Origin of the sequence: Streptomyces sp. NPDC006610, assembly GCF_040611575.1 — a bacterium.
In the GTDB taxonomy this organism is placed as follows: domain Bacteria; phylum Actinomycetota; class Actinomycetes; order Streptomycetales; family Streptomycetaceae; genus Streptomyces.
In genome coordinates this window covers 146695-169473 of record NZ_JBEXOP010000001.1, presented here as the reverse complement: position 1 = coordinate 169473, position 22779 = coordinate 146695, and the positions used below count along the sequence as shown (strand labels likewise).

Here is a 22779-nt window from a genome sequence, read left to right as displayed (position 1 = left end):
GACGCAGGCCCGCCATGACGGTGTCGGCGAGCGAACATGCACCGGTGCTGCCGACAGACGGACACACGCCCGCCCTGCCGACAGACGGACACAGGCCCACGCGGCCGGCGAGCCGACGCAGGCCCGCCATGACGGTGTCGGCGAGCGAACATGCACCGGTGCTGCCGACAGACGGACACACGCCCGCCCTGCCGACAGACGGACACAGGCCCACGCGGCCGGCGGGGCGACACGGGCCCGTCGGCGGCGCGGGCCGGTGCGGTCATCGTTTCGCCTCGGTCCGCCAGGACGGCGCGGGCGCCGGAACACGGTCCCGGTCGCGGGGCTCGTCGGCGGTCACCGCCGGGTGCCAGCCGTCACGGTGCAGGGCGCGGACCAGCGCGGCGACCATCCGGGGGTCGAACTGCGCCCCGGCGCACCGCCGGAGCTCCTCCAGCGCGACCTCGACGGGGCGTGCCCGGCGGTAGGAGCGGGTGGACGTCATCGCGTCGAAGGCGTCCGCGACGGCGACGACCCGCGCGGACTCCGGTATCTGGCTGCCGGCGAGCCCGTAGGGGTAGCCGCTGCCGTCCAGCCGTTCGTGATGGTGGAGCACGGCGGCGCGGGCCTCGCCGAGGAAGGAGATGCCCCGCACCATCTCGTGCCCGTACTCGGGGTGCAGCTCGATCACCCGGCGCTCCTCGGGCGTGAGGGGCCCGTCCTTGCGCAGCAGCCGGGTCGGGACGCCGAGCTTGCCGACGTCGTGCAGGATGCCGGCGAACCGCAGGACCTCCACCCGGTCGTCGTCCAGGCCCAGCTCGCGGGCGATCATCATGGACGCCTGTCCGACGCGTTCGCTGTGGCCGCGGGTGTAGCCGTCCTTGATGTCGACGGCCTGGACCAGGGCCCGGATGGTGGCGTGATGGGCGGCGCGCTCGCGGTGGTACTGGGCGAACGCCCACCAGGACACGCCCATCGGCAGCAGCACGAGCAGCGCGGCGACGGGACCGCAGGGGCTGCGCCACAGTACGGCCATCATGAGCCCCGCCAGTCCGTGCACGCACAGCGGCGCCAGCGACCGCCCGAACAGGCCCCGCCACGCCCGCCGTACCGGCACCCGCTCGGCCAGCGCCAGGATGCCGCCGTCGAGCAGGGTGAGCACGGCGCAGAAGGCCAGGACCGCGGCGCCCGCGGGCAGCAGGACCCGGGGGAAGTCGGCGGCGACGACCGCGTCCCGTCCGCCGAGCGTCCAGAACACCCTCCCCGCGCCCCAGACGGCGAGCATCAGTTCGGCCGCCCGCCACACCCGGCGCAGCCGCACCGGCCGCTCCTCGACCGGCGAGGTCAGCGCCCCCGGCAGCGCCACCAGCGCGGCGGCGGGCGGGGGCAGCAGGAACGCGGCGGCCAGCAGGACGGGGTAGAAGGTGCCGGGGAAGCGCCTGCGGGCGAGCAGCTCGCCGCCGGCGTACACGGCGGCCAGCAGCGCGGTCGCCCACCAGGGCGTGCGCAGGTCGGGCAGCGGGGTCAGGCACAGCAGCGCGCCGAGGACGGCGCAGGCGACGTAGACGCGTGCCCGTCCCGGAACCGCCTCCATGCCGACGCCCTCCCCGGTCCCCCGACCTGCTTCCAGGCTCCGGAGCCTAGGCGCGCGTGGGGGAGGGAGTGGACCGTAGTCCGCCGATTAGCACGTTCGGGTGAAAACGGACCCGAGGCCGGCGGCGGGTCAGGTCTCCTGGTGGGTGACCGGCGCGGCGGTCACGTCGTGCTCGGGCACCGACTGTCCGGAACGGATCAGGTCGATCCGGCCCATCACCTTGGCGCGCAGGTCGGTCGGCACGTCGTCATGTCCGCAGCACCGCTTCACCAGCTTCTTCACGGCCTGCTCCAGGCCGTACTTCTCCAGGCACGGCGAGCATTCCTCGAAGTGGTGCCGGAACTTGTCGCGGTCGCCTTCGGGCATCTCGCTGTCGAGGAATTCGTACAGATGGTCCAGGACCTCACTGCAGTCCGTCTCGTGCGGCTCTCCGCAGCTCATGAGCCCGAGCCTTTCGCTTCGTTCGACTCTCCGGCGCCGGCCGGGACCAGCCCGCGCTCTCGGGCGTAGTCCTCGAGCATGCCGCGCAGTTGACGGCGGCCCCGGTGCAGCCGGGACATCACCGTTCCGATGGGTGTCCCCATGATGTCCGCGATCTCCTTGTACGCAAAGCCCTCGACATCGGCGAGGTACACGGCGATGCGGAATTCCTCGGGGATCGCCTGCAGCGCTTCCTTCACGTCCGAGTCGGGCAGGTGGTCGAGCGCCTGCGACTCGGCGGAGCGCAGACCCGTCGACATGTGCGACTCGGCGCGGGCGAGCTGCCAGTCCTCGATCTCCTCGGCCGCGCTGCGCTGGGGTTCGCGCTGCTTCTTGCGGTACGAGTTGATGAACGTGTTGGTGAGGATGCGGTACAGCCACGCCTTGAGGTTGGTGCCTTCACGGAACTGGTGGAAGGACGCGTACGCCTTGGCGTAGGTCTCCTGCACCAGGTCCTCGGCGTCGGCCGGGTTGCGCGTCATGCGCAGCGCGGCCGAGTACATCTGGTCGAGGAATTCGAGCGCGTCCCGTTCGAAGCGCGCGCTGCGCTCCGCGGTCGACTCCGCGCCCGTGCCGCCCCGGCCCTCGGGCTGCTCCGCCTGGCCGTGTTCGGTCCCTGCGTCGGTACCGGGAACCGGACCCACCTCCTCAAGCGATGTCGTGAAACCGGCTGCGGTCCCACTCGAATCGGAGGATAGACGACGATCCGGTCCGCCCGCCGCCCGAATAGGGGCCGTCTTGGCCGCGTGCAGCACCGTCCAGTCCAGGTCGGCACGGCCGCTGCGGGCGGGGCAGAAGGTCGAACCCATGGGGCGGACTTCCTCTCCTACGACGTCGGCACTGGTCACCAGTGCTTCTGTCTCGCCTCAACAGTGTCCCGCGCCGCCGCATTCCCGCCCTTCAGCCGAGTGATCCGGCCCACGCCGCCACCGCGTCCGTGATGATCGACACGGCCTCCTCCTGCCCGATCGGCGCGCGTTTCGGCACGGCGAAGCCATGATCGCCGTACGGCACCTCGACCAGCTCGTGCGCGCCCTCGGGGAACTCCTCCGGCCTGCCGAACGGGTCGTTGCCGCCCTGGACGACGAGGGTGGGCACACCGGCGCCGAGGAGTTCGGCGGCGCGGGACTTCTCGGGGCGGCCCGGCGGGTGCAGCGGGAAGCTCAGCGCGAGGACGGCCGCCGCGCCCAGCTCGGCCGCCGTGCGGCAGGCCACCCGGGCGCCGGCGCTGCGTCCGCCGGAGATCACCGGCAGCCCCGGCACCGCCACCGCCGGCCAGATCGCCCGCCAGCCGGCGTCCAGTGTCCTCGGCGCGGGCGCGACCTTCTTGCCGGCCACCCGCCAGGGCTGCTCGATCAGCGCCACGGTCACGCCGTGCCGGGGCAGCTCGGCGGCGAGGGCCTGGAGGTCGCGGGCCTCGACGCCCCCGCCGGCGCCGTGGCTCACGGCCAGCACCAGCCGCGGGCTGGGCGCCGGACGCCAGGTGATGCGGGCGGGGCCGGCCTCCGTGTCGACCAGTTCGGACGCCTCGGACATCGCCGGGGTCGCTGGGCTCGCCGGGGTCATGGACGTCTCGGAGGTCTCGGTGGCCGCGGGGGTGCCGGAAGCCTCGGGAGTCTCGGCAGTCATGTCAGAAGAGTGTGCCCTCCACCGGCCCCTCCAGCTCCTTCAGCAGCTCCGGCCCGTTGTTGCGGACGTTGCTGACGGCCGTGGTGACCGGGTACGCCCGCATCAGACCGGGCGGGGGCGGCGCGAGCAGCTCGCGCAGGTCGTCGGGGTCGGTGCGGGCGGGGTCGAGCCAGTCGTCCCAGCGGTCCGGGGTGAGCATCAGCGGCATCCGGGGGTGGATCTCCGCGAGCGTGTCGGGGCCCTCCGCGGGGGCGACCGCCAGCGGCGAGTTCTCCGCCTCCGTCGTGATCACCGAGCAGGTCGCCCACCAGGCCATCGGGTGGTCGTCGGGCAGTGTGCGGTCGCGCCAGAACTCGTACAGCCCCGCCATCGCGAACACCGAGCCGTCGGCGGGCAGCACGAAGTACGGCTGCTTGCGCGGCCGCTTCCTCCGGCCCTCGACCTCCAGGTCCCGCTCCTGCTTGCCGGTGACCCACTCGTAGTAGCCGTCGGCGGGCAGGATGCAGCGCCGGGCGGCGAAGGCGCGGCGGTAGGCGGGCTTCTCGTGCACCGTCTCGGCGCGCGCGTTGATCATCCGGGCGCCGCCCTCGGGGGTCTTGGCCCAGGACGGGACCAGTCCCCACTTCAGCCGGCGCAGCTGCCTGACCGGGCGGGGATCGCCGGTGTCCTTCAGGGGGCGGTCCAGGACCGCGTAGACCTCCTTGGTCGGGGCCACGTTGTAGTCGGGCTCCAGGGTCTCCTCGGGCTCCCACTTCTCGACCTCGAAGATTCCCGCGAGATCCTCGGGCCTGCGACTCGCTGCATACCGTCCGCACATACGTGCCACACTGCCAGACTCCGCACGGCCAGAGGGAGCCACCACCGACATGGAAGCCATCGCCGCCGCCTCGCTCGCCTCCCTGTGGGACGAGGTCTCGGGGACCCAGCCCGATCCCGACCTGTGGGTGGTGATCGCCACGCTCGTCGCCGCGCTCGCGGCGGTCGTCCCGCACGTCGCGTGGCGGCTGTCGCGCAACGCCGTCACCATCGCCCACGAGGGCGGCCACGGCCTGGTGGCGCTGCTGACGGGCCGCACGCTGACGGGGATACGGCTGCACTCGGACACCAGCGGCCTGACCGTCAGCCGGGGCAAACCGCACGGCCTCGGCATGATCCTCACCGCGGCGGCCGGCTACACCGCTCCCCCGCTGCTCGGCCTGGGCGGCGCCGCGCTGCTGGGCGCCGGGCGGATCACGCTGCTGCTGTGGCTGGCGACGGCGCTGCTGGTGGCGATGCTGGTGATGATCCGCAACGCCTACGGCGCCCTGACCGTGCTGCTGACGGGCGGCACGTTCCTGCTGGTGTCCTGGCTGTCCGGGCCCCAGGTGCAGGCGGCGTTCGCGTACGCGGTGGTGTGGTTCCTGCTGCTCGGCGGCGTCCGCCCGGCCTTCGAGCTCCAGGCGAAGCGGTCGCGGGGAGGCGCGGGCGACTCGGACGCGGACCAGCTGTCCCGGCTGACGCACGCGCCGGCGGCGCTGTGGTTCCTCCTGTTCCACGTGGTGTCGCTGTGCTCGCTGATAGGGGGAGGCAGATGGCTCCTGGGGCTGTGACGCCCGGATGGCAGGACGCTCGCCGTGCACGGGCGCGGACGGGACGGCTCGCGTGACGGCCGGCCGCCGGGAGACAGGCGCCGCGCCCTCCTCGGCGGCATCGGCGCGGCCGGCCCCGCACCCCCCGGCACCCCGGGCGCGACCAGCCCCAACGGCGCCGCACCCGAGTCCCCGCCTCCTTATAAAGTGGGCCCCATGGCCCCGAACCGCGCAGAAACCGCCCTCTGGCTTGCCCCGCACGCGAGCGGAGCCGTCGACGCGACGGTCCACGTGCCCGGGTCCAAGTCGGTCACCAACCGCGCTCTCGTGCTCGCCGCCCTCGCCTCCGAGCCGGGCTGGGTGCGCCGCCCGCTGCGCTCCCGCGACACCCTGCTGATGGCCGGGGCGCTGCGCGCGATGGGCGTGGAGATCGAGGAGGGGATCGGTCCGGACGGCACGGGCGAAGCCTGGCGCGTGCTCCCCACCGGCCTGCGCGGCCCGGCCGCGGTCGACGTCGGCAACGCCGGCACGGTCATGCGCTTCCTGCCGCCGGTCGCCGCGCTCGCCGACGGCCCCGTCCGCTTCGACGGCGACCCCCGGTCGTACGAGCGTCCGCTGCACGGCGTGATCGACGCGCTGCGCGTCCTCGGGGCCCGGATCGACGACGACGGGCGCGGCGCGCTGCCGCTGACGGTGCACGGCGGGGGTGCGCTGGACGGCGGGCCGGTGGAGATCGACGCCTCGTCGTCGTCGCAGTTCGTCAGCGCCCTGCTGCTGTCGGGACCGCGGTTCAACCAGGGCGTCGAGGTCCGGCACATCGGGGCGACGCTGCCGTCCCTGCCGCACATCCGGATGACCGTCGACATGCTGCGCGCGGTCGGCGCCCAGGTGGACACCCCGGAGTCGGGCGGCGAGCGCAACGTCTGGCGGGTCACGCCGGGAGCCCTGCTCGGGCGGGACCTGACCGTCGAGCCGGACCTGTCCAACGCCCAGCCGTTCCTGGCGGCGGCCCTGGTCACCGGCGGCCGGGTGGTGATCCCGGACTGGCCCGCGCGCACCACCCAGCCCGGCGACCGGCTCCGGGAGATCTTCGCCGAAATGGGCGGTTCCTGCGAACTGACGGAATACGGGCTGGAGTTCACCGGTTCGGGTGGCATCCACGGTATCGACGTGGACCTCGGCGACGTCGGCGAGCTGACCCCGGGCATCGCGGCGGTCGCCGCCCTGGCCGACTCCCCCTCCACGCTGCGCGGCGTCGCCCATCTGCGGCTGCACGAGACGGACCGGCTGGCCGCCCTCACCAAGGAGATCAACGAACTCGGCGGCGATGTCACGGAGACCGCGGACGGCCTCCACATCCGCCCGCGCCCGCTGCACGGCGGGATCTTCCACACGTACGAGGACCACCGCATGGCGACCGCCGGCGCGGTCATCGGCCTGGCGGTCGAGGGGGTGCGGATCGAGAACGTGGCCACGACGGCGAAGACCCTGCCCGATTTCCCCGACCTGTGGACCGGGATGCTCGGGGCGTAGGGGTTCACCATGCGCCGCTACGGCAAGCACACCGACGAGGACGACATCCGCAGCCGCCCCAACCGCAAGGGCAACCGTCCGCGCACGCACATCCGCCCCAAGCACGAGGACGCCGCCGAGGGGATGGTCCTCACCGTCGACCGGGGCCGGCTGACCTGCCTCGTCGACGACCGGGTCGTCATGGCGATGAAGGCCCGCGAGCTGGGCCGCAAGGCCGCGGTGGTCGGCGACCGGGTGGCCCTGGTCGGCGATCTGTCCGGCAAGAAGGACACCCTGGCCCGGATCGTCCGCATCGCCGAGCGCACCTCGGTGCTGCGCCGCACCGCGGACGACGACGATCCCTACGAGCGCGTGGTCGTCGCCAACGCCGACCAGCTGGCCGTCGTCACCGCCCTCGCCGACCCCGAGCCCCGCCCGCGCCTGATCGACCGCTGCCTGGTCGCGGCCTACGACGGCGGTCTCACCCCGCTGCTGGTGCTGACCAAGTCGGACCTGGCCCCGCCGGACAAGCTGCTGGAGCTCTACGGCGACCTGGACATCCCCTACGTCGTGACCAGCCGCGAGGAACTGGAGAACGGCGACGCGGCGGACCGGGTGCGCGCCCAGTTGGAGGGCCGGGTCACCGCGTTCGTCGGTCACTCCGGCGTCGGCAAGACGACCCTGGTCAACGCGCTCGTGCCGGAGGAGCGGCGGCGTACGACGGGACATGTCAACGCCGTGACGGGCCGGGGCCGGCACACCACCACGTCGGCGCTGGCCCTGCCGCTGGCCGGCGCGGGCGGCTGGGTGGTCGACACTCCGGGCGTGCGGTCCTTCGGTCTCGCGCACATCGACCCGTCGCGGGTGATCAACGCCTTCCCCGACCTGGTGCCGGGCACGGAGGGCTGCCCGCGCGCGTGCAGTCACGACGAGCCGGACTGTGCGCTGGACCAGTGGGCGGCCGACGGCCACGCCGACCCCGCGCGCCTTTACTCGCTGCGCCGGCTGCTGTCCACGCGGGAGCGCACGGAGGAGGACTGACCTTCGGGTGGGTGACTGGCCTTCATGTGTTCGTCGACGCGTTGTTCGTCACCGCCCGGGGCAGGTAAGGGCATAATCGCTGGCGGCCCGGACGAGCGGCGAGCGGTCACCGGAACGCGGGGTACGGGGAGGACGACACATGGCGTGGCTGCTGGTCATCGTGGCCGGGTTGCTCGAGACCGGGTTCGCCGTCTGCCTGAAGCTGTCCCACGGGTTCACCCGGCTGTGGCCGACGATCGCCTTCTGCGTCTTCGCCCTCGGCAGCTTCGGCCTGCTGACGCTGGCCCTGAAGAAGCTCGACGTGGGCCCGGCCTACGCGGTGTGGACGGGCATCGGCGCGACCGGGACGGCGATCTACGGGATGATCTTCCTGGGGGACATCGTCTCGACGCTGAAGATCGTGTCGATCAGTCTGGTGATCATCGGGATCATCGGGTTGCAGTTGTCGGGGTCGGCGCACTGAGGTGGGCTCGAAGGGGCGGTCCTCCGGAAGCGCGCCTTGATGGGGCGGTCCGACCGGGCGGCCGTGCACCGACGCTCGGATGATCAGAGCTCCCGCCCGGCGAGTGCGCCCCGTACGAGGTCCGCGACGCCGTCCTTCCCGGGCGGAGGGGCCGCCACGCAGGACAGGGCGAGCCGGACGACCAGTTCGCAGCAGCGGACCAGCTCGGCGGACGCGGCCGGCTCCCCGGAGCGGGCCGGCTCGGCGGACCGGACCGGTTCCCCCGGCCTGGCGTGCGCCGCGGCACGGATCCGCTCCGCGGTCGTGAACGGCTCGGCCGCAGCGGACGTCCGCCCGCCGGGCGCCGTCAGGGCCGCCACCGCGCGGTCGCGCACGAGCGTCACGAAGTCGCCGGGCGAGGGCAGCGGGCCGTCGGCGCGGCGCTGGGCGGGCACGACGGAGGAGGAGGGCACCGCCGCGAGGACGGGCGCGGGCACGCGGTCGTTCCAGCAGCCGGTGAGCAGGGCCCGTACCAGCGCGTTCTCCCGGGCGGCCGACACCGTCCACTCGGCGGCGGCCACCAGCCGGTCACGGGGGTCGTCGTACGCGGTGAGGGCGCGGTCGACCCCGGCGAGACAGCCGTCGGCCGCCCGGCGGACCAGCGCGCGGGCGAGGCCGTCCTTGCTGCCGAACTCGTTGTAGAGGGTCTGCCGCGACACCCCGGCCGCCGCGGCCACGTCCACCATCCGCACCGCGGACCAGGGGCGGCGCGCGAGCGCCGTGTGGGCGGCGTCCAGCAGGGACTCCCGCGCTGCGGACATCATCGCCTCCCTCGGGGCGACCGACTCTGCGCCCAGGTTTGACGTGTACCGGAGCACTGTCAAGGGTTGGCGCAAGCCGCCGCGGTCCGCCGCCCGGCACGCCCCGCGGCATCCTGCGCCAACCGACCGCCCCCCTCAGCGCCTTGCGGCGACCGTCCGCTCGCCTCGGCACCCTGCGGCGACCGTCCGCCCTCGCGGCAACCCGCGGTGGCATCGCACCGACCCCGCCGGATACCGTTCCCACATGCCCGACTATCTCGACGACCTGCGTCTCGCCCACGTCCTCGCGGACGCCGCCGACGCCGCGACGACCGCCCGGTTCAAGGCCCTCGACCTCAAGGTGGAGACCAAACCGGACATGACGCCGGTGAGCGAGGCCGACCGGGCGGCGGAGGAGCTGATCCGCGGCCAGCTCCAGCGCGCCCGCCCCCGCGACGCCATCCTCGGCGAGGAGTACGGCATCGAGGGCACCGGCCCGCGCCGCTGGGTCGTCGACCCGATCGACGGCACCAAGAACTACGTCCGCGGCGTCCCCGTGTGGGCCACGCTGATCTCCCTGATGGAGGCGGCGGAGGGCGGCTACCAGCCGGTCGTCGGCGTCGTCTCCGCCCCCGCCCTGGGCCGCCGCTGGTGGGCGGCGAAGGGCCACGGCGCCTTCACGGGCCGCAGCCTGTCCTCCTCGACCCGGCTCCAGGTCTCCCGGGTCGCCAAGCTGTCCGACGCCTCCTTCGCGTACTCCTCGCTGTCCGGCTGGGAGGAGCAGCACCGGCTGAACGGCTTCCTGGACCTGAGCCGCGAGGTGTGGCGCACGCGTGCGTACGGCGACTTCTGGCCGTACATGATGGTCGCCGAGGGCTCGGTCGACATGTGCGCCGAGCCGGAGCTGTCGCTCTGGGACATGGCCGCGAACGCGATCATCGTCACGGAGGCGGGCGGCACCTTCACGGGCCTCGACGGCCGCCCCGGCCCGCACAGCGGCAACGCGGCGGCGTCGAACGGCCTGCTCCACGACGAGCTGCTCGGCTACCTCAACCAGCGCTACTGACCCGCCTCGCCCAATCGCTGCCGCTCCGTCTCAACCAGCGCATTCGACACGGTGGGCGCGCCCGCAACACGCCTCGCGCGCCCTCTTGTTGACCCCCTCTTCGCCTGCCACTCTGAGGGTCCCCCCACTTGTGAACTTGTGAACCTCCGGACTGTCCCGGGCGTTCTCAGGGCACACCCTTCAGGAGGTGGCACCCCACCATGCTCGTCCGCGACGCCATGAGCTCCGTGGTCCTCACCATCGGCCCCGCCCACACCCTCCGTCAGGCCGCCGCACTGATGTCCGCCCGCAGCGTCGGCGCGGCCGTGGTGTACGACCCCGATGCCGGCGGCATCGGCATCCTGACCGAGCGCGACATCCTCAACTCCGTCGGCCTCGGCCAGGATCCGGACGCGGAGCGCGCCCACGCCCACACCACCACCGACGTGGTGTTCGCCGCCCCGTCCTGGACCCTGGAGGAGGCGGCGACCGCCATGACGCACGGAGGTTTCCGGCATCTGATCGTCCTCGAACGCGACGAGCCGGCCGGCATCGTCTCGGTGCGCGACATCATCCGCTGCTGGGCGCCCGTCCGGCAGGCTTCGGTGCGCCGGCAGGTCCCCGCCTGAGCCGACGGCCCGCCGCGCCGACGGCGTACACGAACGGGCCGGGTCCCTGGACAGGGAGCCCGGCCCGTCGCCTCGGCAGGCGATCCAGTGCTGGTGTCAGCCGCGCAGGGCCTGGACCGCGGCGTCCAGCCGCTTGCCGAAGTCGGCGTCGGCCTGACGGAAGTTGTTGATCGCGCGCTCGACGATGTCCTCGCGCGAGACCTGCGAGAGGGAGCCCGCCAGGTTGTTCACCAGGCGCTCCTTCTCGTCCTCCGTCATCAGCCGGTAGAGGTTGCCCGCCTGCACGAAGTCGTTGTCCTCGGCGTGCACGGGGGCCTCGGTGTTGCCGGTGAGGCCGGTGACGGCGACCGGCTGCCACAGCGGACGGTCCGTCTGGGACGGGCCGCCGAAGCTGTTCGGCTCGTAGTTCTTCGCGCCCTTGTGGCGGCCGTCGTACAGGTAGCCGTCACGCGAGTTGGTGCGCGCCTCGGTGGCGTGCGGGCGGTTCACCGGCAGGTGGTCGGCGTTGATGCCGACGCGGTAGCGGTGGGCGTCGCCGTACGCGAAGAGGCGGCCCTGGAGCATCTTGTCCGGGGACGGGCCGATGCCCGGCACGAAGTGGGCGGGGCTGAAGATCGACTGCTCGACCTCGGCGAAGATGTTCTCCGGGTTGCGGTTGAGCTCCAGCTTGCCGAACCAGACCACCGGGTAGTCGGCGTGCGGCCACACCTTGGTCAGGTCGAACGGGTTGAAGCGGTACGTCGCCGCCTCGGCCACCGGCATGATCTGCACGCCGACGGTCCAGGTCGGGAACTCGCCCCGCTCGATGGCCTCGCGCAGGTCGCGCTGGTGGGAGTCGGGGTCCTTGCCCGCGAGGATCTCGGCCTCCTCGGCGGTCAGGTTCTTGATCCCCTGGTCCGTCTTGAAGTGGTACTTCACCCAGAAGGCCTCGCCGGCCTCGTTGTTCCACTGGAAGGTGTGGGAGCCGAAGCCGTCCATGTGGCGGTACGAGGCGGGGATGCCGCGGTCGCCGAACAGCCAGGTCACCTGGTGCGTGGACTCGGGCGACAGGCTCCAGAAGTCCCAGACGTTGTCCGCCTCCTGGGAGCCGGTGTACGGGTCGCGCTTCTGGGTGTGGATGAAGTCGGGGAACTTGATGGCGTCCTTGATGAAGAACACCGGGGTGTTGTTGCCGACGAGGTCGTAGTTGCCCTCCTCGGTGTAGAACTTCACCGCGAAACCGCGCGGGTCGCGGACGGCGTCCGCCGCGCCCAGGTTGCCGGCCACGGTCGAGAAGCGCAGGAAGACCTCGGTCTGCTTGCCCACCTCGGACAGGAACCCGGCGCGCGTGTACGGGGTGACGTCGGCGGTGACCGTGAAGGTGCCGTAGGCGCCGGCGCCGCGGGCGTGCACGACACGCTCCGGGATGCGCTCACGGTTGAAGTGAGCCAGCTTCTCCAGGAGCAGCTGGTCCTGGACGAGCACGGGGCCGCCGACGCCCGCGGTCTCGCTGTTCTGGTTGTCGGCGACCGGCGCGCCGGCCTCCGTCGTGAGCGGTCCCTGGGTCACGTGCGCCTCCTGCGTCATCACTGCCTGTGTTGAACCTCGGCCAAAGCCAGGCTCGATCCTACAATGGACTTTGTCTAAGTCAAGCAAGACTCCAAAGTGACATCGGTTCGGGAAATAGTCCTCCCCTGCTGCTAGGCTGGTTTTCATGAGCGACCTTCTGGAACGGCTGCGCGGCCGCGGATGGCGGATGACCGCGCAGCGGCGCGTCGTGGCGGAGGTCCTCGACGGCGAACACGTCCATCTGACGGCCGACGAGGTCCACGCACGAGCCGTGGCCAAGCTGCCGGAGATCTCCCGGGCGACCGTCTACAACACGCTCGGGGAGCTGGTCTCCCTGGGCGAGGTGCTCGAGGTCAGCACGGACAGGCGCGCCAAGCGCTACGACCCGAACGCCCACCGGCCCCACCACCACCTGGTCTGCGCCCAGTGCGGCGCCATCCGGGACGTCCACCCCGGCGGCAACCCGCTGGCCGACCTCCCCGACTCGGAGCGCTACGGCTTCACGGTGTCGGACGTCGAGGTGACGTACCGCGGCCTGTGCCCGAGCTGCGCGACGGCGGCCTGACACGTCACGAGCGGCCCCCGGCATCCAGTGGATGCCGGGGGCCGCTCGCTGCGGGTACCGGCCAGTCCCGCTTCGCTGTTCACTGACTGAAACACCGAGGGCCGGAACCCTCTGGGGGTTCCGGCCCTCGGCCTTGAGTAGCGGGGACAGGATTTGAACCTGCGACCTCTGGGTTATGAGCCCAGCGAGCTACCGAGCTGCTCCACCCCGCGTCGGTAAACGCAACATTACGTCAACGACGCGAACAAAGGCAAATCCGTTGTCGCGGGTGCGCGGGCGCGGTGCCCCGCCGGGTTTCCGGCCCGCCGCGGCACCCCGTACGACCCGGGTCCGCGCCGATCATCGTCGGTCTGCCCGAACCGAGCGCGAGCGGCGCACGGTCGCCCGAGCCTCTCAGCCGCCCGGACGGCGGACTCCGCCCCCGGATTCACCGGCTCGCCATTCACCGGCCCGACCGGAGGCCGCGCGCCCGCCGAAGACCGAGGGCCCCACACCCGGAGGAGCCACGCCCCCGCAGGCCCCACCCCCCGCCGAATACCGGAGGCCGCGCGCCCTCGGAGGCACCTAGCCGCTGAGGGCTCGCGGTCAGCAGCTCCGGGGCGACCGCCGGGGAGCGTACCGGCAGCGGCCTGAGCCGGGTGACGGCCGGCGGAGTCGGCCGTCACCCGGCTCAGGCCGTCAGTTCCTCGCGGAGCGCGTCGCTCAGCCGGGCCGCGCGTTCGGCGACCTCCGCCGGGCCCAGGGCCACCGCCCGGTCGGCCCAGCGCTGTCCTTCCGCCAGCTCCCCGCGGCGCGCGTAGACGAGAGCGAGCCGCAGCGCGGCCCGTCCGTGGCCGGCGTCGGCCGCGCGGGTCCACCACACCGCCGCCTCGGGCTCGCTGCCCTCCCGGGCCAGCAGGAGCCCCAGGTTGAACGCCCCGTTGCGGGACCCGGCCTCGGCCGCCGCCCGGTACCACCGGGCCGCCTCGACCACGTCGCCCCGCGCCGCGGCGAGCATCCCGACCCGCACCTGGGCCCGCCGGTGCCCCTGGGCGGCAGCCCGCTCGTACCATTCCTCGCACTCGGCCTTCTGGTGCACCGCCTCCCCCAACTCGTGCTGGGGCGCCGGAGGCCGCCGGGCGTCGAGCACGGCCGCCAGCCGGTACGCCGCCTCCGCGCTTCCCCCGCCCGCCGCGCACCGCAGATGCCGCTCGGCCTCCAGCTCGTCCCCCTCGCGCAGCCGGGCGATGCCGACCTGGAGCGCGGCCTCGGTGTGACCGGCCGCCGCCGCCCGCTCGTACCAGCGCAGCGCGTCCCGGTCCTCGCCCCTCCCGGCGTAGAGGATGCCCAGGTTGAAGGCGGCGTCGACGCTGCCGGCCTCGGCGGCCTTGGAGAACCACGGCTCGGCGCCGGTCTCGTCCCCGCCCTGGAGCAGCAGGATCGCCAACGCGTTGGCCGCCTCCCGGTGGCCCGCGTAGGCGGCCGTCCGGTACCACTGCTCGGCCTGCGTGGTGCGCCCCTGCTCGGCGCAGAGCAGCCCCAGGTTGTACGCGCCGTTGACGTCACCGGCGTCCAACGCCGCCCGGTACCACCGCTCGGCGGTCTGGGTCTGGCCGCGCTCGGCGTGCAGGGCGCCGAGCGCGTTGGCCGCGTTGCCGTCGCCCTCCTGGGCGGCCCGCAGCCACCACACGGCGGCGCTCTCCTCGTCGCCGGCGTCGCGCAGCAGGAACCCCAGCGCGCAGGCGGCGCGCGGCTCGCCGTCCTTGGCGGACGTCAGATACCAGCGCCCCGCCTCCTTCAGTTCGCCCCGCTTCTCCAGGATGGCGCCGAGGTGCAGCGCGGCCCGCCGGTGCCCGCGCGCGGCGGCCTGGCGGTACCACTGCTCGGCCTCCTCCTCGGCGGAGGACCCCGCGGAGGTCCCGCCGCCGTCGCCGCCGCTCTCGTGCGCGTCCGCGGCCCTGCGGTCGAGGGCGCGCGCCAGCCGGTACGCCGCCTCCCGGTGTCCCCGCTCGGCCGCGACCCGCATCCAGTGTTCGGCCCCGGCGTCGGCGCGGTGTTCGAGCAGGTCGGCGAGGGCGTAGGCGCCCAGGACATGGCCCTGCTCGGCGGACTGTCGCAGCCAGTACTCGGCGGCCGGCTCGTCACCGCGCTCCCGGTGGTGCCGTCCGAGGGCGTGCGCGGCGGCGGCCGATCCGGCGACGGCGGCGATCCGCCACCACCCGGCGGCCTCGTCGGCGTACCCGCGCTGGTGCAGCAGGACTCCGAGGTTGTTGGCGGCGGCGCGGTCGCCGGCTGCGGTCGCGGCGCGCAGATGGGGTTCGGCTCCGTCGAGATCACCGCGGCGCAGCAGCATGGCCCCCAGAACGCTCATCGCCTCGACGTCGCCGGCCTCGGCGGCGAGCCGCTGACGTGCCTCCTCGGCCGCTTCGCCGGTTTCGTCCCGGGTCTCCTCCTGGCCGGAAGGCTGCACAAATCGCCCTGTCTCGAACAGAGTTACTTTGTCCCCCATAACGTCCATCGTCGCACCACCCGCAACCCGGGTACACCTGGTATACCGCAGCCAGTGAGGTCACTTCAGCGTTTTGTCGACATGCCCACAGAGAGACAAGTCAAACACAGATCGGTCAACTCCCCACGGCGGCACGGCGATCCCACACATCGGCACATGCGTTCGTCACAGGCACGCGCACATCACGAAGGCCCGGATCCTCGAAAGGATCCGGGCCTTCGTGTTCAGTAGCGGGGACAGGATTTGAACCTGCGACCTCTGGGTTATGAGCCCAGCGAGCTACCGAGCTGCTCCACCCCGCGCCGTTGTTCTGCAACCGTACCACGGCGCGGGGGGAGCTTTTCGATCAGCTGCCCGGACTGCTGCTGGGACTCCCGCTCGGCCTCGGACTGCCGCTCGGCTTGGGATCACCGGCGTCCCCGCCGCCCGCGCCGCCACCGCCTCCGGAGGCCTTGGACTGAGCCTCCTCGGCCCGCTGCAGTGCCTTCTCCAGGTCCTCCTGGGCGCGGCCGTACGCCTCCCAGTCGCCGTTCTTCAGCGCCTCCTGGCCGGCCTCGAACGCCTTCTGCGCGTCGTCCAGGGCCTGCTGCACGGTCGGGTCGTCGGTCGTCGGCGGCGGAGGCGGCGTGTCCCCGTCGCCCTCGCCCTCGCCCTCGCCCGGCGGCTGGGTGGTCGACCCCTTCGCGCCGAACACCTTGTCGAGGGCCTCGTCCAGCGTGTCCTCGAAGGCCGTGTTGCCGCCGTAGCTCACCAACACCTTGCGCAGCAGCGGGTACTGCAGGCCGCCGCCGCGGACGTACACCGGCTCGACGTACAGCAGTCCGCCGTCGAGCGGCACCGTCAGCAGGTTGCCGTACTCCACCTCCGAGTCGCCGCCTCTCAGCAGCCTGATGGACTCGGCGATGTCCTGTTCGGAGTTGAACTGGCTCTGGACCTGCTTGGGTCCGTTGACCGTCGTGCTCGTCGGCAGTTTCAGGATTCTGATCTTGCCGTAGTCGCTCTTGCCCGCCTCGGCGTCGACCGCCATGAAGGCGCTGAGGTTGTCGCGCCCGTTGGGCGTGAACGTCGTCGTCAGCGAGAACGCCTGTTCCTTCTGGTCGGGCATCCTCATGCTGAGGTAATACGGCGGCACCGCGTCGCCCGACTTGTTGGTCGGGTCGTCCGGCACCTGCCACACCTCGCTGCCGCTGAGGAAGGTGTTGGCGTCCTTGACGTGGTAGCGGGTCAGCAGCTCGCGCTGGACCTTGAACAGGTCCTGCGGGTAGCGCAGATGGTCCATCAGCGACTGGTTGATCGCGCTGCGCGGCTCGACCGTGCCGGGGAACGCCTTCATCCACGTCTTGAGAACCGGGTCCTTGGTGTCCCACTCGTAGAGCTTGACCTCACCGGTGTACGCGTCGACGGTCGCCTTCACCGAGTTGCGGATGTAGTTGACCTGGTTCTGCTGCGCCACGACCGCGCGCTGGTTGTTGGTCGCGGTCAGCGAGTCGGCCGTGGTGTCGCCGAGGGTGGTGCGCGAGGCGTACGGGTAGCCGTTCGTCGTCGTGTAGGCGTCGACGATCCACTGGATCCGCCCGTCGACGACCGCCGGGTAGGCGTCACCGTCGATGGTCAGCCACGGCGCGACCGCCTCGACGCGCTCCTTGGGGACGCGGTTGTAGAGGATCCTCGAACCCTCGCCGATGGCCCCGGAGTACATGATCTGCGGCTCGTTGAACGCCACCGCGTACGCCGCCCGGTTGATCGGGTTGGAGAGGTTGACCCCGCTGTCGCCCTCGTAGCTGTAGGTCTTCTCGCCGCTGTCGTCGGAGTAGTCGATCTCCTTCTGGGGACCGCCGACGATCGAGTACGTGCTGGTCTTCTCGCCGTAGTAGATCCGCTGCTCGTACTTGGGCAGGTCGCCCTTGGACGGCAGGTCGGACTCGGTGAAGACCGGGCGGCCCTCGGAGTCGACGGATGTGCCCTCGGCGGCGACCACGCCGTAGCCGTGGGTGTAGCGGAAGTGGTTGTTGATCCAGTTCTGCTTGTCGATGCCCGCGTAGTTCAGCTCGCGCAGACCGATGACCGTGTCCTGGTCCTTGCCGTTCGCGCTGTAGCGGTCGACGTCCAGGTTGGTCGGGAACGCGTAGTACTTCCGCATCTGCTGGAGCTGCTGGAAGGTCGGCGAGATGATGTTCGGGTCCATGATGCGGATGCTCGCCGTGCGGTCGACGTCGCTGCGCAGCTTGCTCGGCTCGGCGCCCTTGCCGGTGCCCGAGTACTCGGTGACCTGGGTGCCGTCGATGCCGTAGGCCTCACGCGTCGCCGCGAGGTTCTTCTCGACGTACGGCGCCTCCTTGGCCTGCTCGTTCGGCTGGACCTGGAACTTCTGCACGATCGCCGGGTACAGGCCGCCGATGAGGATCGCGGAGAGCACCATCAGACCGAAGCCGATCAGCGGGAGCTGCCAGGTGCGCCGCCAGATGGTGGCGAAGAACAGCAGGGCGCAGATGACCGCGATGCAGAACAGGATCGTCTTGGCCGGCAGATAGGCGTTGGCGTCGACGTAGCGCAGACCGGTCCAGTTGTCGGTGGCCTTGAAGTCGCTGGACTTGACCGCCAGCCCGTACCGGTCGAGCCAGTAGGCGACCGCCTTGAGCGCGACGAAGACGCCGATGAGCACCGACAGGTGACCGGTCGCGGCGGCCGTCGCCCGCGCGCCCGGGCTGGTGACCCGCAGGCCGCCGTACAGGTAGTGGGTGAGCGAGGCGGCGATCACCGAGAGGATCACGGCGGCGAAGCCGAAGCCCAGCAGGAACCGGTACCAGGGCAGGTCGAAGGCGTAGAACGAGACGTCCAGCTGGAACTGCGGGTCCTTCTGGCCGAACGACACGCCGTTGACCCACATCAGCCAGGTGCGCCACTGGCCGGAGGCGGAGGCGCCGGCGATCAGGCCCACCAGGGACGTGATCCCGAGCAGCAGCCACTTCTTGTAGGGCGCGACGCCCATGCGGTAGCGGTCCAGGCTCTGCTGCTCCATGGACATCGCGCTCAGCGGCGGGCGCAGCCGGTGGGCCAGCCAGATGTTGAAGCCGACGGAGAGCGCCATCAGCAGGCCGAAGACGAAGAACAGGCCGATCTTCGTCCACAGGGTGGTGGTGAAGACCGACGAGTAGTTCACCGACCGGTACCAGAGCCAGTCCGTCCAGAACCCGGCGAACATCGTGAACGCCATGGCGAGCACGGCGAGCACGCCCAGGGTCATGAGCAGGGTCCGGACGCGCCGGGACGGGCGGCCCACTCTGATCCGTGGCCCCGTCGGGCCTCCGCCGCGGTCCGGCATCTGGAAAGCCAAGGTGGCACCTCGAAGTTCGCTGTTGGTCCGTCAGGCCCCCGGGTGTTCGCGGGCCGTGCGGAGGGCCATGTGATCGTAGGCCCTCACCTATGCAACTTACTCACGCTTTACTCGGTTCCCGATTCCGGGCCTGAACGAGGCAGGATTGTGACCATGTCCAACACTCCCATGGCGGCGAACCCGCTCACCCGGGCCGTACTCGAGATCGACGAGTACGTCTCCGGCCTCGGCTGGGACCAGCCCGCCCGCCTTTTCGCCCTGGTAGACACCGCTCGGCTGCGGGCCCAGGAACCCGCCCTCGCGCAGCAGCTCGGTCTGGGCGACGAGCCGGAGGCCACCGGTCTCACCCCGATCGAGCAGGACGAGGTTTCCACGGACAAGGCGCTCGACGAGTTCCTCGGCACGATCGCCTGGCCCGACGCCGTGGCCGGCTGCGCCCTGACGGTGGAGCGGCTGATGCTGCCGCCGTCCGCGGAGGCGCAGGTCCCGCAGGACCTGGACGAGGCGGCGCTGACGCAGTGGGTGGCGCGGCACCCGGAGCGCCAGGAGGTGCGGATGACGGTGGCGGTGCTGCGGGACGGCTCGCGCGAGTCGGCGCTGCGGCTGCGGGAGAAGGACTCGCCGACGGAGGTCCTCACCGGTTCGGACCTGGTGCCGGGACTGGCCCAGGCGCTGGCGGCGACGTTCGAGGACTGAGGGGCCGAGGGCCCGGTGCGCGGCGACGGAGGGCGCCCTCCGTCGCCGCGAGGTCGTTTCGGCCGCGCGGTCTTTCTAGCTGTCGGTGGTGCAGCGGGGCAGGTCGTCGGTGTCGCCCGCGCGGATGTCCTGCAGGGCGGCGAGGGCGTCGTCGATGGTGCCGACCTTCACGAGCCGCAGGCCCTCGGGGGTGTCCTTGGCTGCGGCGGCGCAGTTGTCGGAGGGCGTGAGGAAGTACTCGGCGCCCTTGTCTCGCGCGCCGACGGTCTTCATCTCGATGCCGCCGATGGGGCCGACCGTGCCGTCGTCGTCGATGGTGCCGGTGCCGGCGACGAAGCTGCCGCCGGTGAGGCTGCCCGGGGTGAGCTTGTCGTAGATGCCGAGGGCGAACATCAGTCCGGCGCTGGGGCCGCCGACGTCGGCGAGCTTGATGTCGATGTCGAACGGGAACGTGTGGTCGGTCCCGGCGGAGATGCCGACGATGGCGCGCTTCTCGCCGCCGTCCTCGGAGGCGGCGGTCGTGATGGTCACCTTCTCCGTCCTGTTCGTGGCCCGCTTCTCCTTCTCGGCGGCGGCCTGCTCCTTGGCGGGCACGATGGTGAAGACGACGTCCTCGCCGGGCTGGTGCTTGGTCACCAGTTCGGCGACGTCCGTGGGCTCGTGCACGGCGGTGCCGTCGACGGCCTTGATCACGTCACCGGCGTGCAGCCGTCCCTCGGCCGGGGAGTCCTTGACCACCGTGGAGACGATCACCCAGGACTCGACCGGAATGTCCAGCTCCTTCAGGGCGGCGACCTTGGCGCTCTCCTGGGACTGGCTGAACTCCTCGGCGTTCTCCTGGGTCGACTCCTCCTCCGTCTTGCCGTCCGGATAGAGGGTGTCGTGCGGGACGACCTTGTTGTCGTGCGCCAGCCAGCCGTAGACCGCCTCGACGAGGTTCATCCGGTACTCGGCGCTGGTCACGCGGACGGTCGTCATGTTGAGGTGACCGTCCGTCGGATACGTCCTGCGTCCGGAGATCTGCAGCACCGGGTCGCCGTCGTGGTCCCCCAGCGTGTTCACCGTCGGCCCCGGGGACATCTCCGCGTACGGCACGGGGATGAGCACTCCCGCGCACAGGAGCGCGATCAGCATCAGGGTGGAGGCGAGCATCGTCGCGGTGCGGCGTGGCATGACTCGACATTACGGGACGCCGCTGACGGCGCACTGTCAGGGCCGCTCTGCACGCACCCGTCAGCGGCCGGTGTGCGACTTCTCCATGGCCGCGCGGAAGCGGGCGTATCCGTCGAGCTCGGGTCCGTCGCTCCGGATCCTGCGGGTCCTGTTGGCCCACGTGCCCCACAGTCCGGCGCCGATCGCAGCCACAAGCGGAATCAGCAACCAGGCGAGTGCCGCCATGCCGACCTCCCAACCCCTTGAGCGTCCGCAACTGACTGATCAGCAGATTAACCATCCGCACTGACAACGCTCACGTCAGGGGTGCGGTTACGCAACCGGAGGGCCGGGCGGGCTCGGGTGAACGGCGGGCGCGCGCCGGTCCGCCCGGTCGGCAGGCCGTCTCACTCGGTTGGCAGGCGCCCACCACCGCTCGACGGCGGCGCTACGCGCCGACCCATTCCTCCGTGCCGTCCGAGAAGGTCTGGTGCTTCCAGATCGGCACCTCGTGCTTGAGGTCGTCGATCAGCTTCCGGCACGCCTCGAAGGCCTCGCCGCGGTGCGGGCAGGAGACGGCGACGATGACGGCCAGGTCCCCGACGCTCAGGTCGCCCACACGGTGGACGGCGGCCAGCGCGCGCACCGGGAAGTCGGCCACGACCTTCTCGGCGACCCGTCGCATCTCGGCCTCGGCGGTCGGATGGCAGGAGTACCCCAGCCGGTCGACGTCGGCGCCGCCGTCGTGGTTGCGCACGGTGCCCACGAAGAGCGCGGTCCCGCCGGCCGCGTCGTCCCCGACGGCCCGGAAGACCTCGTCCAGGGAGAGCGCGGTGTCCCGGACGGCGATGAGCTTCACGGGGTCCTGCGCGCCCTGCTCACCGGGATGATCGTTGGTGGCTGCCATGGCTCCATCGTGCCCTACGCGCGCAGGGAGGCGAAATGGCGTCGTCGTCGGCCACGCGCGCGTGCGCGGCGGGGCTACTTCAGGGGCACCCATGGGGACGCGCCGGTCGTCCGCGAGCGGTACGCGGGTCGGGACCGCGCCGGTCAGATGCGCCGCCGGGCCTTGCGCGCCCGCCGTACCACCGCGGCGGCGCCCAGCAGGGCGACCGTCGCGCCCGCCGCGCCCGCGGCCGTCGCGTCCTTGCGGCCGAGCCGCCGGCCGGCCACGGTGTGCCGCCCGGAGACCTCCTCCAGCAGTTCCGCGAGGACCTCCTCGTTCGTCCACCGGGGCCGCCAGCCGGCGTCGTGCAGCCGGCTGCCGCTGACCACCCACGGGTACATCGTGTAGGCCAGGTCGCCCGCCGGGGACGGGGTGAGCCCGATCCGGTGCAGCCGGGCGGCGGCGCCGAGCGCGACCGCCGACGGCAGCTCCATGCGCCGGATCCCGCTCAGCTCCTCCACCTCCTCCTGCTCCAGCCATCCGTCGCACCCCACGACCAGCTCGCCGTCGACCTTCTCCAGGACGGCGTACTCCAGGGCGCTGCACAGGTCCTCGACGTGGCAGAACTGCCAGGCCGGCCGCGAGCCCGCCACCACCAGCAGCCGGGGAGACTCGAAGTACCTGGTCAGCGCGGTGTCGGTGCCGCCGACCAGCACGGCCGGGCGCACCACGGTGACGTTGAGGCCGGGGTGCGCGCGGGGGGCGCGCCGGCCGAGCCGCTCGACCTCCAGGAGGTCGCCGACTCCGGTGGCCTCCGCGGTGGCCCGCAGTTCGGCGTCCTCCGACAGCGGCAGTTCGTTGTCGGGCAGCGCGCCGTAGACCATGGCCGAGGTGCACAGCACCACCCGGTGGACGCCTGCCGCGGCGGCCGCGGTGAGCACGGTCTGGGTGCCGCGGACGTTGTACGCCGTCCGGGCGGCGGCGTCGGTCTCCAGGTCGAGGTCGAGCGCCAGGTGCACGACCACGTCGGCGCCGCGGAGCTTCTCCGCGATGGCCGGGTCGCGCACGTCGAGGATGTGCCAGCGGGCCTCCTGGCACTCGCCGCGCCGCTCGTCGATGGCGATGACCTGCCTGATCTCCTCCGACGCGGCCAGCCGCGCGGTGAGCAGCGCGCCGACGCCGGTCGCGGCGCCGGTGACCGCGACGACGGGCCCGCGCGGCACCGGCGGGGTTGAGTGGTTTCGCGCTGCGCGAACCTGCGGATCTGGGGAACTCACCGGGCGTCTCCAGCGGTTGTCTTCACATACGAGCGCGAGTGACGCGTACGTACCAGGTGGCATCCATCCTGCCGCAGACGCTGTGTCGGCGAAGCACCGAGGCCCGAACCGCCC

General features: G+C 72.2%; 21 protein-coding genes and 2 tRNA genes. 8 read left to right on the top strand and 15 right to left on the bottom strand.

Translation table 11 applies throughout. The features are described from left to right. Positions 1–262 precede the first annotated feature (262 nt). The 5 genes from ABZY13_RS00770 to ABZY13_RS00750 form a co-directional block, all read right to left on the bottom strand. Positions 263–1573, bottom strand: a complete 1311-nt coding sequence (locus ABZY13_RS00770) for an HD-GYP domain-containing protein (protein WP_356626507.1) — start codon at positions 1571–1573, stop codon at positions 263–265. A 129-nt stretch (positions 1574–1702) separates the two neighbouring features. Continuing rightward, positions 1703–2014: a mycothiol system anti-sigma-R factor gene (rsrA, locus tag ABZY13_RS00765; protein WP_356626506.1), complete on the bottom strand. Its 312-nt coding sequence runs from the start codon at positions 2012–2014 to the stop codon at positions 1703–1705. After that, positions 2011–2697, bottom strand: coding sequence for an RNA polymerase sigma factor SigR (gene sigR, locus ABZY13_RS00760; RefSeq protein ID WP_190161734.1), 687 nt, complete (start codon positions 2695–2697; stop codon positions 2011–2013). Before sigR ends, rsrA begins: the two co-directional genes overlap by 4 nt. 256 nt (positions 2698–2953) lie before the next feature. Further along, positions 2954–3619, bottom strand: coding sequence for an alpha/beta family hydrolase (locus ABZY13_RS00755; RefSeq protein ID WP_356626806.1), 666 nt, complete (start codon positions 3617–3619; stop codon positions 2954–2956). Between the two features lie 64 nt (positions 3620–3683). After that, on the bottom strand, positions 3684–4499 hold the full coding sequence (locus ABZY13_RS00750; protein WP_356626504.1) for an SOS response-associated peptidase: 816 nt from the start codon (positions 4497–4499) through the stop codon (positions 3684–3686). Between the two features lie 49 nt (positions 4500–4548). Here ABZY13_RS00750 and ABZY13_RS00745 point away from each other — a divergent pair, with 49 nt between their 5' ends. The 4 genes from ABZY13_RS00745 (at position 4549) to ABZY13_RS00730 (ending at position 8266) form a co-directional block, all read left to right on the top strand. Beyond that, positions 4549–5271, top strand: a complete 723-nt coding sequence (locus ABZY13_RS00745; protein WP_356626502.1) for a M50 family metallopeptidase — start codon at positions 4549–4551, stop codon at positions 5269–5271. Positions 5272–5466: 195 nt separating this feature from the next. Then, the gene (gene aroA, locus ABZY13_RS00740) at positions 5467–6783 is read left to right on the top strand and encodes a 3-phosphoshikimate 1-carboxyvinyltransferase (RefSeq protein ID WP_356626501.1); all 1317 of its coding nucleotides are present in this window, start codon (positions 5467–5469) and stop codon (positions 6781–6783) included. A gap of 9 nt (positions 6784–6792) precedes the next feature. Continuing rightward, positions 6793–7803, top strand: a complete 1011-nt coding sequence (gene rsgA / locus ABZY13_RS00735) for a ribosome small subunit-dependent GTPase A (RefSeq protein ID WP_356626500.1) — start codon at positions 6793–6795, stop codon at positions 7801–7803. A 139-nt stretch (positions 7804–7942) separates the two neighbouring features. Further along, on the top strand, positions 7943–8266 hold the full coding sequence (locus ABZY13_RS00730) for a multidrug efflux SMR transporter (protein ID WP_356626498.1): 324 nt from the start codon (positions 7943–7945) through the stop codon (positions 8264–8266). 83 nt (positions 8267–8349) lie between these two features. On the opposite strand, the gene ABZY13_RS00725 is transcribed toward ABZY13_RS00730, so the two are convergent. Then, entirely contained in the window at positions 8350–9066 is a 717-nt protein-coding gene (locus tag ABZY13_RS00725) for a helix-turn-helix domain-containing protein (RefSeq protein WP_356626497.1), read from the bottom strand. Positions 9067–9310: 244 nt separating this feature from the next. Here ABZY13_RS00725 and hisN point away from each other — a divergent pair, with 244 nt between their 5' ends. Continuing rightward, complete coding sequence (hisN, locus tag ABZY13_RS00720) at positions 9311–10111, top strand: histidinol-phosphatase (RefSeq protein ID WP_356626495.1); 801 nt, start codon at positions 9311–9313, stop codon at positions 10109–10111. A gap of 200 nt (positions 10112–10311) precedes the next feature. After that, positions 10312–10719 carry a CBS domain-containing protein gene (locus ABZY13_RS00715; RefSeq protein WP_356626494.1) on the top strand — a complete coding sequence of 136 codons (408 nt, stop codon included), beginning with the start codon at positions 10312–10314 and terminating at the stop codon, positions 10717–10719. Positions 10720–10815: 96 nt separating this feature from the next. On the opposite strand, the gene ABZY13_RS00710 is transcribed toward ABZY13_RS00715, so the two are convergent. Further along, entirely contained in the window at positions 10816–12267 is a 1452-nt protein-coding gene (locus ABZY13_RS00710) for a catalase (RefSeq protein WP_356626493.1), read from the bottom strand. A 145-nt stretch (positions 12268–12412) separates the two neighbouring features. Here ABZY13_RS00710 and ABZY13_RS00705 point away from each other — a divergent pair, with 145 nt between their 5' ends. After that, positions 12413–12832 carry a Fur family transcriptional regulator gene (locus tag ABZY13_RS00705; protein WP_356626491.1) on the top strand — a complete coding sequence of 140 codons (420 nt, stop codon included), beginning with the start codon at positions 12413–12415 and terminating at the stop codon, positions 12830–12832. Between the two features lie 138 nt (positions 12833–12970). On the opposite strand, the gene ABZY13_RS00700 is transcribed toward ABZY13_RS00705, so the two are convergent. The 4 genes from ABZY13_RS00700 to ABZY13_RS00685 form a co-directional block, all read right to left on the bottom strand. Continuing rightward, positions 12971–13044 (bottom strand) — tRNA-Met (locus ABZY13_RS00700). Between the two features lie 458 nt (positions 13045–13502). Continuing rightward, positions 13503–15329, bottom strand: coding sequence for a sel1 repeat family protein (locus ABZY13_RS00695; RefSeq protein WP_356626489.1), 1827 nt, complete (start codon positions 15327–15329; stop codon positions 13503–13505). Between the two features lie 219 nt (positions 15330–15548). Continuing rightward, positions 15549–15622, bottom strand: a tRNA-Met gene (locus tag ABZY13_RS00690). A gap of 44 nt (positions 15623–15666) precedes the next feature. Continuing rightward, positions 15667–18642, bottom strand: coding sequence for a UPF0182 family protein (locus ABZY13_RS00685; protein ID WP_356626804.1), 2976 nt, complete (start codon positions 18640–18642; stop codon positions 15667–15669). A 165-nt stretch (positions 18643–18807) separates the two neighbouring features. Between ABZY13_RS00685 and ABZY13_RS00680 the strand changes: the two genes are divergently transcribed. Continuing rightward, complete coding sequence (locus ABZY13_RS00680; protein ID WP_356626488.1) at positions 18808–19350, top strand: PPA1309 family protein; 543 nt, start codon at positions 18808–18810, stop codon at positions 19348–19350. Positions 19351–19425: 75 nt separating this feature from the next. On the opposite strand, the gene ABZY13_RS00675 is transcribed toward ABZY13_RS00680, so the two are convergent. From ABZY13_RS00675 to ABZY13_RS00660, 4 genes are all read right to left on the bottom strand, one after another. Then, complete coding sequence (locus ABZY13_RS00675; protein ID WP_356626486.1) at positions 19426–20523, bottom strand: PDZ domain-containing protein; 1098 nt, start codon at positions 20521–20523, stop codon at positions 19426–19428. Positions 20524–20583: 60 nt separating this feature from the next. Then, complete coding sequence (locus tag ABZY13_RS00670; protein ID WP_356626484.1) at positions 20584–20748, bottom strand: hypothetical protein; 165 nt, start codon at positions 20746–20748, stop codon at positions 20584–20586. Positions 20749–20950: 202 nt separating this feature from the next. Continuing rightward, a complete protein-coding gene (locus tag ABZY13_RS00665) occupies positions 20951–21409 on the bottom strand; it encodes a molybdenum cofactor biosynthesis protein MoaE (protein WP_356626483.1) in 459 nt (152 codons plus the stop codon). Positions 21410–21552: 143 nt separating this feature from the next. After that, positions 21553–22665, bottom strand: a complete 1113-nt coding sequence (locus ABZY13_RS00660) for an SDR family oxidoreductase (RefSeq protein ID WP_356626482.1) — start codon at positions 22663–22665, stop codon at positions 21553–21555. Positions 22666–22779: the final 114 nt, after the last annotated feature.

What these genes read in the sequence shown, in the direction of transcription:
- ABZY13_RS00705 (WP_356626491.1), top strand. Translation starts at nt 12,413, where the DNA reads ATGAGCGACCTTCTGGAACGGCTGCGCGGCCGCGGATGGCGGATGACC.
- ABZY13_RS00685 (WP_356626804.1), bottom strand. Translation starts at nt 18,642, where the DNA reads ATGCCGGACCGCGGCGGAGGCCCGACGGGGCCACGGATCAGAGTGGGC.
- ABZY13_RS00730 (WP_356626498.1), top strand. Translation starts at nt 7,943, where the DNA reads ATGGCGTGGCTGCTGGTCATCGTGGCCGGGTTGCTCGAGACCGGGTTC.
- ABZY13_RS00715 (WP_356626494.1), top strand. Translation starts at nt 10,312, where the DNA reads ATGCTCGTCCGCGACGCCATGAGCTCCGTGGTCCTCACCATCGGCCCC.
- ABZY13_RS00725 (WP_356626497.1), bottom strand. Translation starts at nt 9,066, where the DNA reads ATGTCCGCAGCGCGGGAGTCCCTGCTGGACGCCGCCCACACGGCGCTC.
- rsrA (WP_356626506.1), bottom strand. Translation starts at nt 2,014, where the DNA reads ATGAGCTGCGGAGAGCCGCACGAGACGGACTGCAGTGAGGTCCTGGAC.
- ABZY13_RS00665 (WP_356626483.1), bottom strand. Translation starts at nt 21,409, where the DNA reads ATGGCAGCCACCAACGATCATCCCGGTGAGCAGGGCGCGCAGGACCCC.
- rsgA (WP_356626500.1), top strand. Translation starts at nt 6,793, where the DNA reads ATGCGCCGCTACGGCAAGCACACCGACGAGGACGACATCCGCAGCCGC.
- ABZY13_RS00755 (WP_356626806.1), bottom strand. Translation starts at nt 3,619, where the DNA reads ATGACCCCGGCGAGCCCAGCGACCCCGGCGATGTCCGAGGCGTCCGAA.
- ABZY13_RS00750 (WP_356626504.1), bottom strand. Translation starts at nt 4,499, where the DNA reads ATGTGCGGACGGTATGCAGCGAGTCGCAGGCCCGAGGATCTCGCGGGA.
- ABZY13_RS00670 (WP_356626484.1), bottom strand. Translation starts at nt 20,748, where the DNA reads ATGGCGGCACTCGCCTGGTTGCTGATTCCGCTTGTGGCTGCGATCGGC.
- ABZY13_RS00675 (WP_356626486.1), bottom strand. Translation starts at nt 20,523, where the DNA reads ATGCCACGCCGCACCGCGACGATGCTCGCCTCCACCCTGATGCTGATC.
- hisN (WP_356626495.1), top strand. Translation starts at nt 9,311, where the DNA reads ATGCCCGACTATCTCGACGACCTGCGTCTCGCCCACGTCCTCGCGGAC.
- ABZY13_RS00745 (WP_356626502.1), top strand. Translation starts at nt 4,549, where the DNA reads ATGGAAGCCATCGCCGCCGCCTCGCTCGCCTCCCTGTGGGACGAGGTC.
- ABZY13_RS00695 (WP_356626489.1), bottom strand. Translation starts at nt 15,329, where the DNA reads ATGGACGTTATGGGGGACAAAGTAACTCTGTTCGAGACAGGGCGATTT.
- ABZY13_RS00770 (WP_356626507.1), bottom strand. Translation starts at nt 1,573, where the DNA reads ATGGAGGCGGTTCCGGGACGGGCACGCGTCTACGTCGCCTGCGCCGTC.
- aroA (WP_356626501.1), top strand. Translation starts at nt 5,467, where the DNA reads ATGGCCCCGAACCGCGCAGAAACCGCCCTCTGGCTTGCCCCGCACGCG.
- ABZY13_RS00680 (WP_356626488.1), top strand. Translation starts at nt 18,808, where the DNA reads ATGTCCAACACTCCCATGGCGGCGAACCCGCTCACCCGGGCCGTACTC.